General features: G+C 56.8%; 12 protein-coding genes. 11 read left to right on the top strand and 1 reads right to left on the bottom strand.

Features of this window, described 5'->3' with window-relative positions; all coding sequences use genetic code 11:
• Positions 1-51 precede the first annotated feature (51 nt).
• From WG939_RS11770 to WG939_RS11805, 8 genes are all read left to right on the top strand, one after another.
• Complete coding sequence (locus tag WG939_RS11770; protein WP_339986036.1) at positions 52-945, top strand: phosphoribosylaminoimidazolesuccinocarboxamide synthase; 894 nt, start codon at positions 52-54, stop codon at positions 943-945.
• 158 nt (positions 946-1103) lie between these two features.
• Positions 1104-2261 carry an ABC transporter substrate-binding protein gene (locus tag WG939_RS11775; protein WP_445227911.1) on the top strand — a complete coding sequence of 386 codons (1158 nt, stop codon included), beginning with the start codon at positions 1104-1106 and terminating at the stop codon, positions 2259-2261.
• A gap of 2 nt (positions 2262-2263) precedes the next feature.
• Positions 2264-3340: a FecCD family ABC transporter permease gene (locus tag WG939_RS11780; RefSeq protein WP_339986039.1), complete on the top strand. Its 1077-nt coding sequence runs from the start codon at positions 2264-2266 to the stop codon at positions 3338-3340.
• The gene (locus tag WG939_RS11785) at positions 3337-4086 is read left to right on the top strand and encodes an ABC transporter ATP-binding protein (RefSeq protein WP_339986041.1); all 750 of its coding nucleotides are present in this window, start codon (positions 3337-3339) and stop codon (positions 4084-4086) included. The genes WG939_RS11780 and WG939_RS11785 overlap by 4 nt, the downstream gene beginning before the upstream one ends.
• Before the next feature lie 102 nt (positions 4087-4188).
• Complete coding sequence (locus tag WG939_RS11790) at positions 4189-6285, top strand: S9 family peptidase (RefSeq protein WP_339986043.1); 2097 nt, start codon at positions 4189-4191, stop codon at positions 6283-6285.
• 449 nt (positions 6286-6734) lie between these two features.
• The gene (locus WG939_RS11795) at positions 6735-8174 is read left to right on the top strand and encodes a cation:dicarboxylate symporter family transporter (RefSeq protein ID WP_339986104.1); all 1440 of its coding nucleotides are present in this window, start codon (positions 6735-6737) and stop codon (positions 8172-8174) included.
• 81 nt (positions 8175-8255) lie between these two features.
• Complete coding sequence (locus WG939_RS11800) at positions 8256-8933, top strand: DUF2334 domain-containing protein (RefSeq protein WP_339986045.1); 678 nt, start codon at positions 8256-8258, stop codon at positions 8931-8933.
• Positions 8934-8942: 9 nt separating this feature from the next.
• Positions 8943-9431, top strand: a complete 489-nt coding sequence (locus tag WG939_RS11805; RefSeq protein ID WP_339986047.1) for a glutathione peroxidase — start codon at positions 8943-8945, stop codon at positions 9429-9431.
• Between the two features lie 158 nt (positions 9432-9589).
• On the opposite strand, the gene WG939_RS11810 is transcribed toward WG939_RS11805, so the two are convergent.
• Positions 9590-12223: an ExeM/NucH family extracellular endonuclease gene (locus WG939_RS11810; protein ID WP_339986049.1), complete on the bottom strand. Its 2634-nt coding sequence runs from the start codon at positions 12221-12223 to the stop codon at positions 9590-9592.
• Positions 12224-12640: 417 nt separating this feature from the next.
• Here WG939_RS11810 and WG939_RS11815 point away from each other — a divergent pair, with 417 nt between their 5' ends.
• The 3 genes from WG939_RS11815 (at position 12641) to WG939_RS11825 (ending at position 16405) form a co-directional block, all read left to right on the top strand.
• Positions 12641-14155 (top strand): SpaH/EbpB family LPXTG-anchored major pilin, encoded by a 1515-nt coding sequence (locus tag WG939_RS11815; RefSeq protein ID WP_339986051.1) that lies wholly within the window; start codon positions 12641-12643, stop codon positions 14153-14155.
• An 88-nt stretch (positions 14156-14243) separates the two neighbouring features.
• On the top strand, positions 14244-15122 hold the full coding sequence (locus tag WG939_RS11820; RefSeq protein ID WP_339986053.1) for a class C sortase: 879 nt from the start codon (positions 14244-14246) through the stop codon (positions 15120-15122).
• The gene (locus WG939_RS11825; protein ID WP_339986055.1) at positions 15119-16405 is read left to right on the top strand and encodes an isopeptide-forming domain-containing fimbrial protein; all 1287 of its coding nucleotides are present in this window, start codon (positions 15119-15121) and stop codon (positions 16403-16405) included. Before WG939_RS11820 ends, WG939_RS11825 begins: the two co-directional genes overlap by 4 nt.
• The last annotated feature ends 21 nt before the right edge of the window (positions 16406-16426 follow it).

Raw genomic sequence — 16426 nt, forward strand, 5'->3', positions numbered from 1 at the left:
AACTGCCCTCGACGTGGCAAATCGTCGGGGGCAGGGCTACACTGCATATTCATGCGTCCAGAACTTTCTTCGTACAACCACCTCTCCGCAGGTAAGGTACGCGAAATCTACGAAATCGATGACGAGACCCTGCTCATGGTGGTCTCTGACCGAATTTCGGCATACGACTACATCCTTGACACCGAAATACCGGACAAGGGCCGTGTGCTCACTGCCATGTCGATGTACTTCTTCGACAACATCGACTTTCCTAACCACCTCGCCGGCCCAATCGACGATCCTCGCATCCCAGAAGAAGTCCTCGGCCGAGCACTGGTGTGCAAGAAGCTCGACATGCTGCCATTCGAATGCGTAGCACGTGGCTACCTCACCGGTTCCGGCCTCGCCGAGTACCAGGAGCACGGCACCGTTTGCGGCATCGAGCTCCCAGAAGGCCTGCGCGAAGCTTCTAAGCTGCCTGAGCCAATCTTCACTCCGGCTACCAAGGCTGATCTCGGCGACCACGATGAGAACGTGAGTTTCGAAGCTGTCGTTGAGAAGCTTGGTCAGGCACGTGCGGAGGAGCTGCGCGACGCCACTTTGAAGATTTACTCTCAGGCAGCCGAGATGGCGCTGGAGAAGGGCATCATCCTCGCCGACACCAAGTTCGAGTTCGGCTTGGATTCCGAGGGGAACCTGGTGCTTGCTGACGAAGTTCTCACCCCAGACTCCTCTCGCTACTGGCCAGCAGATGAGTACGTTGAGGGCCGAGTACAGCCTTCCTTTGACAAGCAGTACGTACGCAACTGGCTGACTGGTCCGAAGTCCGGTTGGAACAAGGCTTCCCAGACCCCACCACCAGCACTTCCTGGTTCTGTGGTGGAAGCTACCCGCGAGCGCTACATCGAGGCCTACGAAAAGATCTCCGGTAAGAAGTTCTCCGAGTGGATCGGCTGCTGCGTCTAAAATTCCGCTGCTGAATTAGCCCCTTAAACGGATTTCAAATGAGTCTGTTTAAGGGGTCTTTTTTGAAACATCTTGCCAACTAAGGGCATGCTAACTAAGGTAAGGCTGTCCTTAGTTGTTGGTGCCTTATGGTGCCCTTACCCGGGAAGGGTTTGAAGATGAAAGTTTGGAAGTCGGCCGTGGCCGTTGTCACTGCAGTGTGCGCCACAGCAATGTTGAGTGCCTGTAGTCCCGCAGACAAAGGGCACGATGGGGCCACTTCTGGTGGAGCTGTGACTGTTACAGACGTGGCGGGTCGAACGGTCACTTTTGACAAGCTTCCAGAACGAATCATTCTTGGGGAGGGGCGAGCGCTGTTTGCAACCTCCATCATCGACAGGGAACAGCCTTTGAACAAGGTGGTGGCGATGGGCAACGACATCAAAACTGCTGCGCCGTCCTACTATGAAAAGCTGCTCGAAGCTCATCCAGAAGCAAAAGACGTTCAGACCATTGGCAGCGTAGCGAAGGGCGATGTTTCCGTAGAGACCCTGCTCGCATTAGATCCCGATGTCATCACCATCACCATGGACCACTACAAGGCCGCAAAAGACACCGGCATTTTGGACAAGATAGATTCGGCAGGGCTTAAGTACGTGGTGACGGATTTCCGCATCCACCCGCTGGAGAACACCACCAAGTCCGTGGAAGTGTACGGCCAGATCCTGGGCAATCCTGAAAGGGCGAAAGAATTCACTAACGACTGGAACACCACGGTTCAGGATGTCCGGACGAAGACGCAAGACGCTGCGAAGCCCGAGGTATTTGCCTGGCGAGCGGGTGGCTATGCGGACTGCTGCGCAAGTGTCAAGAATGCGAACATCGGGGAATTTGTGAAAGTCGCCGGCGGTACGAATTTGGGAGATACCCTGCTCGACGCCGAGATGGGGTCTCTGACGCCTGAAAAGCTCATCGAACAACAGCCGGAAAAGATCCTTGTCACCGGTGGTTCGTGGGCGCCCAAGAACGACAACAAGATCACCCATGTGCCACTCGGATACACTGCGCAGTCTGAAAATGCAGAGAAGGGGCTTGCAGACCTTTCCAAGATTCCTGGCATGGACAAAGTTAATGCACTGAACAATGGCAATTCCCTTGCCATCTGGCACCAATTCTACGATTCGCCACTCAACTACATTGCGATTCAAGCCATTGCTAAGTGGCTCCATCCAGAAGCTTTCAAAGAAGTAGACATTGAACGCCAGTGGAAGGCTGCACATGAGAAGTATGTGCCATTTGCAGCCACTGGGACATTCTTCGTGGAAGGCGCGCACTGACTATGACGGCGCTACTCGACGCTCCTGCCTCTCAAACAGGTAAGAATGAGCTGCTGGCTAGCTATCGCAGTGTTTCGATCCGGCGCGGCCTGACTATTGCCGCGTTGACTGTGTTGGCGGTGGTGGCTTTCTTAGTCAGCACGGTGGTAGGGCCGGTAGATATCTCAATATGGGACGTAATTGTTGGCTTGGTGCATCCTTCGTCACTGGATGACACTTCGCAGACGGTCTTGTGGCGGCTGCGCCTCCCGATGTCAGTCATGGCTGTATTGGTGGGCATGTCGTTGAGCGCTGCGGGGGCACAAATGCAGACAATCCTTGGGAACCCGTTGGCGGAGCCATTTACCTTGGGAATTTCGGCGGCTGCAGCGTTCGGTGGTGCAGCAGGAATTGTATTGGGACTCAATCCGCTAGGGCAGCCACAACTTAGTCTGGCTTTGATGGCATGGACGATGGCAATGATCGCAACCTTGGTGATCATCGTCGCCGCAATGTGGCGAGGCGCCAATGCAGAGACGATGATTCTCCTCGGAATCGGCATGGTCTTCCTCTTTCAGGCGTTGTTGGCTCTCATGCAATACCGTTCTTCGGCGGAATCGCTACAGAGAATCGTGTTCTGGATTATGGGGTCGCTCACCAGAGCGACATGGCTGGGAAACGCAGTCATTGCGGCAGCTTTGCTCATCGCCTTACCTGTGATGTTCGTGCTGTCGTGGCAGCTCACTGCGTTGCGGCTGGGTGATGAACGAGCGTTGGCTATGGGAGTTAATGTGACCCGATTGCGGGTTGTCATGCTAGCGGTGGTGGCATTGCTTTCTGCCAGTGCTGTCGCTTTCTGTGGCGTGATCGGCTTCGTTGGGCTAGTAGGGCCCCATATCGCACGCATGTTGGTTGGAGAGGAGCAGCGCTACTTTTTGCCAGCCTCAATGGCCGCGGGGGCGGCTCTGTTAGCTGGCGCGCATGCGGTGAGCCTGGTTGTTGTCCCCGGAGTCGCGGTGCCGATCGGGATCATTACCGCATTGGTGGGCGTACCTTGTTTTGCCTTTATTGTTCTTTCGAGGAAGAAGGTGTTGTGGTGATTTCGCTAGGTCTGGAGGGGATTAGCGCAGGTTATGGTCGCCATCGAATTCTTGATTCCTTCAGCGTGAGGCCACTCACAGGGGGACGCGTTGTTGGTTTGTTAGGTCCCAACGCTTCAGGCAAGTCGACGCTAATGAAGTCGATCGCTGGGGTGCACCGGACCGTGAATGGCTCAGTGGAATTGACCATTGGTGATCAAGTCATTTCGGGCCGTGATTTGAGGGACCATATTGGCTATGTTCCTCAGGACCTGCCCAAATCTGCCGCATTGACTGCATTCGAAACTGTGATTGTTGCGGCAAGGAGGCACTTCGGGACCCGAGTGGCGCAGCTTCTAGCCGCGGAAATCATGCATGAGCTCGGATTGGAGGACTTGGCTCATGTCTGTCTCAGTGACATGTCTGGTGGTCAGAGACAGATGGTGGCAGTGGCGCAGATGCTAGTTACCGATCCCACCGTAATGTTGTTGGACGAGCCAACCTCAGCACTTGATCTGCATAGACAGCTGTTCCTATTTGAACTTTTGCGAAAACGGGTTCGTGACATGAGAGGGATCGCCCTGATTGCCATCCATGACATCAATTTGGCAGCGCGTTTTTGCGATGAGCTTGTGGTTATGAAGGAAGGTCAACTTGTAGAGCAAGGCTCGCCTGATGAGATTGTGACTGCGGAACTCATCGATGCGGTCTATCAAGTAGAAGCACAAATCCTGCAGCATGAGGGCTCGCCAGTCTTGTGTTTCTGACTCAAAGCGTGGGTAGAAATCGACATTTTCGCCCCAAATTCGACTGAAAATAGGGTGGGAATGTCGAATTTTGCTTCCGGCTTCATCTGTATCATTTGAAACATGTATCCAGTAGCTGACAAACGCCCAATTTCTCGCACTCACCACGGCATTACCTTCGTCGATGACTACGAATGGCTGCGCGACAAGGAATCACCGGACACCATTGCCTACCTGGAGGCAGAAAATGCCTACACCCAGGAGCAGACGGCGCACCTGAAGGCACTGGAAGAGAATCTGTTCCAGGAGCTCAAGGGGCGCATCAAAGAAACCGATATGTCGGTCCCGGTTCGCCAGGGGCAGTATTGGTACTACTCCCGCACCGAAGAAGGAAAGAGCTACGGCACGGCCTGCCGTCTCCGGGTTTCCGAAGGACATGATGCCTGGCTGCCTCCAACGATTACAGAGCAGCCAGAGCCCGACGAACAAGTACTGCTCGACGTCAACGCCATGGCCGAAGGCCATGACTTCTTCTCCCTCGGCGCATCAACTGTCACCCTGAGTGGCAACTTCCTCGCGTTCTCTGAGGACACCAAGGGCGATGAGCGCTACACCTTGCGCATCAAGGATCTGCGCACTGGAGAGCTGCTTGACGACGTCATCGAGGACATCTCAGCAGGCGCCACCTGGGCGGGCGATGAGTACGTCTTCTACCAACGCGTAGACGAAGCATGGCGCCCGGACTCGGTGTGGCGTCACCGAGTAGGCACCCCTGTCTCTGAAGACGTGCGGGTGTTCTATGAGCCGGATGAGCGCTTCTGGGTGGGGATCTGCACGACTCGTTCCGAGAAGTACCTGCTCATCGAGGTTGGATCAAAGATGACCTCGGAGATGTGGAGCCTGGAGTTGGACAATCCGACGGGTGAGTTCCAATGCTTGCTTCCTCGCGTAGAAGGCATCGAGTACGGCGTTGACCACGCCGTGGTGAATGGGGAAGACCGTTGGCTCGTCATCCACAACGCCACCGGCCCTAACTTTGAGATCGGCGAATGCCCGGTCGGATCTTTCCAGCTCGATGAGCTGAATGTCCTGGTCCCGCATCGCTCTGACGTCCGATTGGAAAGCATTGATCCTTTCCAAGGATTCCTGGCTCTTGGTTACCGCCGGGATGCAATCGGTCGCCTGGCGATCATGAAGCTCGACCCTGGATACACTGCGTTTGAAGAGATGTCCTTTGAGGAGGAGCTCTACAGCGTCGGAGGTGGCGGAAACCCAGAATGGGATACGCCGGTCTACCGCTACACCTATGGCAGCTTTACCCAGCCAGCGAGCGTCAGCCTCTTAGACATCGAAACCCGGTCACGTACCCTGCTCAAGCAGCAGGAGGTCTTGGGTGGCTACGATCCTGCAGACTACGTGGCTACGCGATGCTGGGTGACGGCGCGCGATGGAGCTAAGATCCCGGTTTCGCTAGTTCATCGAGCTGACCTGGATCTGAGCAAGCCTAACCCGACGATTCTTTACGGCTATGGCTCCTACGAGCACTCGTTCGATCCGAGCTACTCCAATCTGTGGGTGTCGGTCTATGACCGAGGCATTATCTTCGCCGTTGCGCATGTTCGCGGGGGTGGTGAGATGGGGCGTCGCTGGTATGACGATGGCAAGATGCTGGCCAAGAAGAACACCTTCACGGACTTTATCGATGTTGCCGACTATCTGATTGCCGAGGGCATCACCACGCCAGAGATGCTGGGCGCTGAGGGGGGTTCTGCGGGTGGTCTGCTCATGGGCGCCGTGGCCAATATGGCTCCTGATCGTTTCAAGGCGATTTCAGCGAAGGTGCCTTTCGTTGATCCGCTCACCTCGATTCTGATGCCAGAGCTGCCGCTCACGGTGCTGGAATGGGAAGAGTGGGGGAACCCGCTGGAGGATCGCGATGTGTATGAGTACATGGCGTCCTATTCGCCTTATGAGAATGTGGCACCGATGAAGTACCCGAACATCATGGCTGTGACGTCCATTAATGACACCCGAGTGTTATATGTTGAGCCAGCAAAGTGGATCGCCAAGCTGCGAGATACCGCTTCCGGGGGCGAATTCCTGCTCAAAACGGAAATGGCGGCCGGTCATGGTGGCGTATCCGGGCGCTATGAACGTTGGCGTCAATCTGCGTTTGAGCTCGCGTGGCTCGTGAATCAAGTGTCCGGCCTCGAATCCTAAAATGCCAGGTGGGTGGGGGTATTTTTACCCCTATTCGAGCCTGTGTGATGTGATTCACTAGATTGTTGAACCAACCGATTTTCACTTGCGGATTTGTCACCTTAGGCCTGTGCGCTGCGAAAACGAAGGCGTCACACTTTTGTGATTTTTCATCCCGCTTTTGGGGGCGGTTTTCTCGGGGCAATCTGTGCATTGATTAAGAAGGCAGCGTGGCGCTACAGTTCGCAGAAGGTTCGATGTGCCCCGCGATACACTTCCGTGCGCCCATTCGTGGGTTTCACATCAGGTGGGAAAAGGGCTGTGCGTCGAGCAGCGAGCGTTAAGTTCACTTAGGCCGTCGTGAAGATTGGCCATTCGTAGAAGGACCACAACCACACATGTCTGACAAAGACGCAAAGGCAGAGGGGCAATTCTCTGCCGAACACAATACGGCTGATGCCATTGGTGCGATGCACGGCAACGTGGAGTCCGCGCAGCGCTTAGCGGTGGGCACCGACATGCCTAAGATCGCGGAGCCTAAGAAGCCTCGCAAGGACCGTACGCACTGGCTGTACATCATGGTGATCATCGCGATCATTGCCGGTGTTACCTTCGGTATCGTCGATCCAGCTCACGCTAAGGAGTGGAAGGTCGTCGGCAAGATGTTCGTCGACCTTATCAAGATGATCATCCCGCCGGTGATCTTCTGCACCATCGTTTTGGGTATTGGATCGGTGCGTGCGGCTGCGACCGTCGGTAAGGCGGGCGGTATTGCGCTGGCTTACTTCATCACCATGTCTACCTTCGCTCTTGCAGTGGGCCTCATGGTGGGCAATTACATTGAGCCAGGCTCCAGCCTGCACATCGCGCCGGTTGAGCATCCGAAGTCCGCGCCGGATCCTGAGAAGGCAACGGGCACGCTTGGCTTTATCCAGTCGATTATTCCGGAGACCATGTTCTCCGCCTTTACCGAGGGCTCTGTGCTCCAGGTGCTGTTCATCGCCCTGTTGTTCGGCTTTGCTGTTCAGGGCATGGGCAAGTCTGGTGAGCCAATTCTGGGCTTCGTGGCGCACCTGCAGAAGGTCGTCTTCAAGATCCTGAACATGATCCTGTGGCTGGCGCCAATCGGCGCATTCGGCGCAATGGCGGGTGTTGTTGGTGGCTCCGGTATGGCAGCAGTCAAGGAACTGGCAGTGCTGATGCTGGCCTTCTACATCACCTGTTTCCTCTTCGTGTTCGTCGTGCTGGGTCTGGTGCTGTGGGTATTCGGTGGCTTCAACATCTTCAAGCTGCTCAAATACCTGGGCCGAGAGTTCTTGCTCATCGTTGCTACTTCTTCCTCCGAGTCTGCGCTTCCTAACCTCATGCGCAAGATGGAGCACGCTGGTGTGGACAAGTCCACCGTGGGTATCGTCGTTCCGACCGGTTACTCCTTCAACCTGGACGGCACCGCGATTTACCTCACCATGTCTGCAATCTTCATCGCTGACGCAATGCACATGCCGATGTCCCTCGGCGAGCAGATCGGCCTGCTGGTCTTCATGATGATCGCTTCCAAGGGCGCCGCAGGCGTCTCCGGTGCAGGTATCGCAACCCTGGCTGCTGGCCTGCAGTCGCACTCCCCAGCGCTGCTGGGTGGTGTGGACGTCATCATGGGCATCGATAAGTTCATGTCCGAGGCCCGTGCGCTCACGAACTTCGCGGGTAACTCCGTGGCAACCCTGCTGGTTGGTACGTGGACGAAGTCCGTCGACAAGGATCGCGTCAAGGACGTCCTCAACGGCAAAATTCCTTACGTTCCCGCCGATGACGACACCGAAGTTGACCTCCGCAACCCAGAGGTCGAGAACGCTCCAAACATGACCCTGCAGCCAACGCCGCAGGTCGACCTGGACGCCTACAAGCACTAATCGCTTGCGCCTGAAGCCCCCAGCAATTGCTGGGGGCTTTTGCTGTGGCGGGGTGGGCTGAGCCGTGCGATAATACCCCTCATGCACGGCACATTGTTGGTTTCGATCTCAAGCATCTTCGATGCGACGCGTGCCGATACCGAAAAGCTCATCAGCCGCCTCGACTCCGCGGGCGTCCCCGTGTCACTGCTCATCGCACCGCATATCGACGGCAATTGGCACCTCGCCAAAGACCCCGACACCAAGCAATGGCTGCTCGATCAGAAAGCCCAAGACCGCGCCATCATCCTGAATGGCTTCGACCAGGCAGTTCAGGGGCGTCGCGCTGAGTTCGCCAACCTCGAATCCCACGAGGCACGCCTCAGGCTCAAGGGCGCCACGCGACAGATGCACAAAATCGGCTTCGAAACCGACCTCTTCGCCCCACCTCGCTGGCGACTCTCCGAAGGCACCCTCGGCGTCCTCCCGGAATTCGGGTTCACCCTCGCATCTTCCACCCGTGGCATCCACAACCTCGCCACCGGCGAATTCTTCCAAACCCGCAACCTCTCCTACGGCGAAGGCTACGGCGCCGCGAAATGGTGGCGTAAAAACATCATCCGCGCAGCTACGCGAGGCGCAGGGCAAGGCCGCATCGTCCGTCTTTCCGTGTCCGCACGCAACTTGTCAGACAAAAAGACCATGGGAGATTTCCGCGAAGCCGTCGACAAGACGCTCGCCGCCGGCGCCGTCCCGCGCGACTACCGCGACTTCCGCTAGCCTGGCCGCATGAGCATTTTTGACACCCCCATCACGCTTCTCGACGGCCGAAGGACCACTCTCGCGGATTGGGCGGGCCACCTCATCTTGGTAGTAAACACCGCGAGCGAATGTGGCCTGACCGGCCAATACGAGGGCTTGCAGCGCCTGTTTGATGATTACGCAATGCGTGGATTCTTCGTCATCGGCATGCCATGCAACCAGTTTGGGGCGCAGGAGCCGGGGAGTGCTGAAGAGATCGCTTCCTTCTGTTCACGGAATTACGGGGTGACGTTCCCGATGCTCGCGAAGGCAGACGTGAACGGGGAAAATGCGCACCCACTGTTTGTGGAGCTGAAGAAGACCCCGGATGCCACTGGCGAAGCAGGGGATGTGCAGTGGAACTTTGAGAAGTTCCTCATCGCGCCATCAGGCGAGGTCATCGGACGTTTCCGGCCGAAGACCGATCCTGAGGATGATGAAATCATCGATCTGATCGAAGACAACCTGCCAATCTAGAAATCTTTCCCCCAATTGGGCGCCTTTTCGGGCATTTGCCCAGGTGGGCGTGTCCAATTGGGGGAAAGATTTCCGGAGGGAAGAAAAAGATCCCCTATTTGGAACCTCTGTCCTGGGGAAACCCCGGAATTCCGGTCCAAATAGGGGAAAGATTTCCTTTAGTGGCGGAAGAGCTGCTGCTTCAGCTGCTCGTACTGCGCTGGGAAGTAGGTGCGGAGCACGAAGTCGAGTCCGCCGAAGAGGGCTGCGATGCCTGCGAGGACGGCGAGGATTCCGCCACTGGAGGAGCCTTCGCTAGATCCGGAGGATCCGCCTGGCGCTGGTGTTGGATCGGTTGGGGTTGGATCCACCGGGGTAGCGCCGAAGCTGAAGCCGACCTTGATTGGGTCGTGGTCGGAGGAGCGGAAGACGTCTGGGGCGTAGAAGTCGACTGCGTTGTAGTTGCGTCGGGAGTATTCGAAGGCGACGGATTCGTCGGCGTTGATGTCCCAGACCTTGGCGTCCTTGACGAGGTCCTTGGCTTTGTCGTTGACGAGGACGTGGTCCAGGGAGCCGAGGCGGCCGCCGAACTGGTAGGACTCGGACCCGCCGTCGATAAGCGTGTAGCCGGCGTCGGTGAAGGCGGTGACGGCGGTTTCCTTGGCGTAGGAGTTGAGGTCGCCGAGGATGAATACTGGCTTGTCGGCCCACTGGGTTTGGGCGGCGAGTTCGCGCATGACTGCCTTGGATTGTTCGGTGCGTAGGTTGGCGTTGTTGCCCTGGCCGTCGCCCATGTCCTCGTCGCCGTGTGCGACGGAGCCCTTGGACTTGAAGTGGTTCACGATGGCCACGAAGGTTTGCTTCTCGTCGGCGACGGAGGCAAATTCCTGGGCGAGTGGCTGGCGGGCGACACCGGTGAATTCTGCGGTGTCGAAGATGACTGACTCGCCGATTGGCTTGACCTTGTCCTTGTTGTAGATGAATGCGGTGCGGATCACGTCCTCGCTGGCAGGAAGCTTCGCGGGGGACTGGACGTACTCCCAGTTACCACCGGCCTTGTTGAGCTCGGAGACGAGGTGGGCCAGGGCAGCATCGCGGTCACCAGGGGTGTTTTCGATTTCCTCGAGGCCGAGGACCGAAACGTTCAGCTTGTTGATAGCAGCGACGATCTTGGCCTGCTGATCCTGGAAAGCATCGGTGGAGTAGGCGCCACGGACATTGCAGTAGTTGGTGGTGACTGGGTTGCCGTCCTTGTCGGCGTAGAACTGGCAGCCTGCTTCGTTCTCGCCGAGGGAGGTGAAGTAGTTCAGCACGTTGAAGGACGCGATGGAGAAGTCACCCTGGACGGTGTCTGGCACGTTGAGTATGGCTGCGCGGGAATCGTTCCAGGTGATTGGCAGCTCGGTGGCGGTGTTGTTGCCGGTGATTGGGGACGTTGGCTGGTAGCTCCATGCGCCGTAGCGCTGGTCGAAGACCACTGGGTGCTGGAAGGTGACGCCGTCGCCGGTGCGCAGGGACTTGATGGTGCCTGCCTGTGCGATGTATGGCAGCGGGGTTTCCTTGTCGGTCTTCATGTAGTTGGCGCTACGGCCGTCGTCGAGGGTGACTACCTCAGCTGCCTGGCGGGCCATTTCCTTCTGCACGTCCGAGTTAGGGTCGGTGGATGGTGCGAAAACGTCGGTGGCCTGCTTGTATGCCTCGTTGCCGATGGCTAGATCGACAGTGCCGAAAGTGTTGAGGTTGTAATTGTTGGTGACGGTGTACGCGCCCTTTGGCAGCACCAGCATGCCTTCATATGCCTCGCGCAGAGCTGGATCAGCAGCCATGGTGTCGATCTCAACCGGCTTCACGGCCGCGCCACAGTCGGTAGCTGGGGTGACGGTGACGTTCTTCAGCTGGGTGAGGGACTTGCCCGCATCGCCGTACTCAGCGACAGTGCCAGCAACGCTCACGCACTCCCCAGCCTGTGGGACCTGGGCGCCCTTGCCCTGGTAAACGAAAATGCCGTCCGATGCCTCGCCGGCCTGCTTTTCGACGCCCGTTCCGCCGGATTGCACGTAGAAGCCGTTGAATCCGCCCTCAGGGTATGCAGCAGTGACGTAACCCTTGGTGGTGACCTGCTTGTCCACCAGCGGGGACGCGTCGCCGGTGCCCTGAATCTCGGCGATGGTGACATCGCCAGGAGCAGGGGTTGGCGTAGGAGTTGGGGTTGGAGTTGGATCCGTGGTGACTGGAGCCTGGCCAGAGTTCTGTGGGGTAGGAGCGCTCACGCTGAAGTCGGCGGAGTTGTTGTCGGTATCTGCGTCAGGATTAGTGCGCTGCGCAGAGGTGCTGCTCGAGGTCGCAGCGGTAGCGGCACCTTCGACGATCGTTGCGGTGCCCCAGCCGACGACGTCCACATCGCCGCCGTCCTTGACCAGCTTCACGGAACCGTTGGTGCCGCCCATCGCGAGGGTGCCGACGGCATCCGGGGTCGGCAGCGCAGTAGCAGGATTGGATCCTGCGGCCATCTGGATCAGGAAGTAGCCCTTGGCCGGAATGGTGCCGGTGAGTTTGGTAGTGCCACCGGAGCCGCCCTTAGCGGAGTAGTACTCGATGGAGTAACCGCTGAGGTCAATCGGGGCATCGGTTGGGTTGTACAACTCAACAAAGTCATTGGCTAATGGGGCGCCGGCGTTTCCGCCGCCTCCGTAGGCCTCTGAAATAACAAGGTTGTCGCCAGCTGGGGTGGCAACAACCTGAGGGGTAAGTGCAACGCTAACCGCGGTAGATACTGCCGCGATCAGGGCGGTAGAGCGACGACGAGTGAACACGAAGCTTCCTTGGGGCTCGATGTGGATGATAGCCACTTACGTATAACAGAGAATCGGAAAATTTTCGTTATGAAAATGTGACGCCAGCTGGGGATTTGGTTGGAAGTGGGGAAGATTTAACCAAATGTTCGCTTGGTCAAGTTCCGAGCGGGTCAAAAAGGTGAATAATTCTTATGAATTTATTTCCTGAGAGTTTTGTTGAAAACGAATGACTTCCGAGCAGGGTTTCTTGGTTTCCTCTGTCGTTAATATTAGAAAACTGCACATTGCCGAGTAGTTAGCTGCTTGTTTCCTGTCTATTTGATCGATAGGTTAGGTGTGTGGGTGAAGTGGCGAGAACTGTCAATAGTTTCGTGCCACTTCCTATAACAGCATGCATTTCCCCAGTTAATTAGGGGAGAACAGGGAATGGTAGGAATGACCAAGGTAGGAATCTCACGTCGCATCGCAGCGGTGATGGCTGCAGGAGCACTCGTCTTCGGCGGTGCATTCGTCGATATGCCAGCTGCTGGTGCGCAGGCTGGAACTGAAACCCCGCTGCCAACCGCAGCTCCGGCGCCAGCTGGCACGATTGATCCAGCACATACAGTCAGCCTGACTATCAACAAGTACTTGGGTGAACCTGGTAATACCAGCACTCCAATCCCAGATTCTCCAGAGGTCAAGTTCAGGATTGAGAAGGTCTCTGTTGATCTCACCACCCAAGATGGCTGGACCGCGCTGGCCGGCATGACCGCAGCAAATGCTCCAATCGACTCTGCCTTCAACGCAGTGGAACTCTCCGTTTCCGGTGGTAAGGCTGTTATCAGCACCACAACGAATTCCCAGTTCACTGTTGGCGTTTACCGCGTCACTGAGCTCACCACTGCTGGCTACACCACTGCTGCACCATTCCTGGTGACCTTGCCTTACTCCGGAACTGACGGTGCCTGGACCTATGACCAAGTGGTCAACCCGAAGAACCAGAACGTGCAGCCAAACAAGCAAGCTAACGACAATCAGGCGCAGCTTGGTGGCACTATGTCTTACACCATTAACGCTCCTGTTCCTGCCGGCGCCATGGATCGTTTCAACATCGTTGACGAACTGGTTGCAAACCTGGCCCTCAAGACGGGAACCGTGAAGGTTTCGGCTGTAGGAACCGCTGCTCCTGCTCTGACTGCTGGAACTGATTACAAGGTTTCAGAGACTGGCAACACTGTTCGCGTTGATTTCACTCGCACGGGCTTGGACAAGTTGGAAGCTGCCCGCAAGGACGATCCAACTCTGCAGGTCTCGGTAGCGTTTGATGCCACTGTTCAGAGCATTCCGGCTTCTGGCACGATCGTGAACACCGCCACCGTCGAACTGCCCAACAACGGAACCGTGACTACCGACGTGCCAGTTGATGGAACGAATCCTTCCGGTCCAACTTCCACGACCTACGGTGATCTGACCATCACTAAGACCGGTGGCACCTCTGCTGAAATGGCAGGCGCACAGTTCCAGGTTTACCTGTGCCAGCCGGACCCAAATAATGCAGGCAAGTACCAGCTCCTCGGGTCGCCACTTACCCTGGCCACCGCTGCTGATGGTACTGCTACCAATGCAACACTGACTGTCGCCGATAATGCCGGCACCGCAACTGCTAACGCCTACGGCCTGCCAGCATCCTCATTCTCTGGTGGCGCCACGGGCAACGTCACGAACACCTACTGCGCACTCGAAACCAAAGCACCGACGGGATTCGCTCGTGATCCAGAGCCACGCGTCCTTTCCTACGACTCCGCGAATCGCAAGTTCACCGTCACCGTGAACAACGTGAAGGATTCCATCATCGGTCAGCTGCCAGCCACCGGTGCGTGGGGCATTGTTCTCATCTTCATCATCGGCGGCGCACTGCTCGCACGCGGTCTCTACACCTCCTACAAGGACAACAAGCAGACCGCATAACTAGGAAACAAAGGAGAACAAAAGTGCGCGCCATTGGCGCATAGCAGGCAATGGCGCGCATTTCGGTAAGTCGGTGAGGTGAGGACAGTTGGGTAGTAGACATTCAGTCAAGCTTCAGACCTCATCGGGGCCCAAAAAGAGCAAGCGAACCAATCCGCGCGGCTTCATTTACCTCATCCTCGGCATACTTGTTCTCTTGGCGCCTGTTGCAATCACGCACTACAAGAACGTGGAACAGCATCGGATCGCCGAAGGCTATTCCCGTGAGGTGCAACGACTCGATGATGCCAAGCGCAACCAAATGCTTGCCGATGCTCACGCCTACAACCAGCGACTCCCAAAGTTTGGCGCCAAGGACCCCTGGGTCAATGGTCCAGACACCTCTAACCCCGCTTACAAGGACTACGAAAGTCAGCTGCAAGTTAGCGGAGTGATGGCGCGCCTTCGGGTACCCGCTGTGGGCATCGATTTGCCGGTCTACCACGGGACGTCGCAAAGCACGCTCACACACGGCATCGGACACCTGTACGGTACCGCGCTGCCGGTGGGCGGCGAGGGGACGCATGCAGTCCTTACCGGACATACCGGACTGGCAACCCTCACGATGTTCGACAACCTCACCCACATGAAAGAGAAGGACATTTTCATTGTGGAGGTAGCGGGGGAGCAGCTTGCCTACGAGGTGGACCAGATTAAGACTGTACTGCCCGGCGAGGTCGAAGGTGTGCGTCCTGAAGAGGGCAAAGACTACGTCACGCTGATCACCTGCACACCGTACGGAATCAATTCGCATCGACTCCTGGTCCGTGGCCACCGAGTCGATCTACCCGACACAAGCATCAAACAGGAATACAAAAGCCCGTGGCAGCCGTGGATGATCGCGGCGGTTGTCATTGCCATCCTCGTCATCCTTTACCTGTGGTGGCTGTTAGCGATGCGCAGGCGCAGGAAGAAGGAGGAGCAGTGATCCAGCGCTTTTCGACGGCATTGGCCCTCGTCTTCACACTGCTCGTGATGGGGTTGCCCACTGCTGCAGCACAGACTGGCTACACGCTCACCATTGTGAAAACCGATGGTCAGGACTCCAACGCTGGACAACCGGTTGCGGGAGTACCGTTTCAGGCCAATCAACTGATCGGGATGCCGCCTACTTCCCCTGAAGAGCTTTCTCGGTTGACCCAAGAAGACATTTCCGTGCTCACGGACGCGTCGCCATATCCGATGGGGCCGGCCATCGTGGCGGAGACGAATGCGGAAGGCCTTGCGGTATTCCCTGGATTAGCTCCAGGTGTGTATCTAGTTCGCGAGCAACCTTATCGAGTTGGCAATATCAACTATCTCCAGGCGACACCATTTTTGGTGTCGATTTCTGCAGATGAAGTAGTCCGTCCGAAAAATCAGTCTCTGCCTGCTGTGAAGGAAACTGACAAATTCTGCGTCACCAACGAAGACCCGGCTACGTTCACCATCACCACGGGAATTCCTGAGCCAGATAAAAACGGTGTGCTTCATCAATATGCGATCGTTGACCCGATTGATTCGCGCATGAGCTACCTGGGCAATCTCCGTGTCTCGATCGCGGGCCATGGGGAGCAAGAACTCCAAGAAGATGTGGACTACCGGCACTCCTTCGACCAGCAATCAGCGTCCGTCATCGTCCAATTCACCGACGCTGGCCTGGAGAAATTGGCCGCAGCCCGGGCTGGCCATCCAGAAACACGCGTTGTCACCACATTTGAAGCCACCGTTGCTGATGCAACTGCTATGGGAGAAATCGTTCCCAACACCGCATTCGTGATTCCGGACGGTTGGGGTTTTGACCTGATGAGGCACGTGTACACACCGATTTCGTCACAGCCCAAGTTCTCATTCCAACAGGCTGTATACCCACTGCCGGAAAACAAGGTGCCGGATCCACAGCGGCTTGATGCCGTAGCAATTGCCACGAATCCAATTGTGATCTGTAAATGCGAGCCCGGGCAGCCACAACCCGAAATGCCGGGCTTGCCAGGATGGCCAATTTTGATCGGTATTTGGGGATCATCTGCGGGATCTTCTTCCTCGGCTCCGGTCAAAGGCAGCTCTGAGCCCACTGCACAGCCACAGCGAGGCTTGCCACGGCTGAGCAAAGGCTTAGCCAGTACAGGCGCCAGTGTTCTTGGAGTTGCGCTCGTCGCCGCATTGTTAGCACTCCTGGGGTGGATCTTGCTAGGCGGTCGGCGCCGCTCGGAGGAAGAGGAGGAGCGGTGAACAACAGCGTAAAGGTAATTG

The sequence above is a fragment of the Corynebacterium sp. H130 genome (assembly GCF_037572395.1).
Lineage (GTDB): Bacteria > Actinomycetota > Actinomycetes > Mycobacteriales > Mycobacteriaceae > Corynebacterium.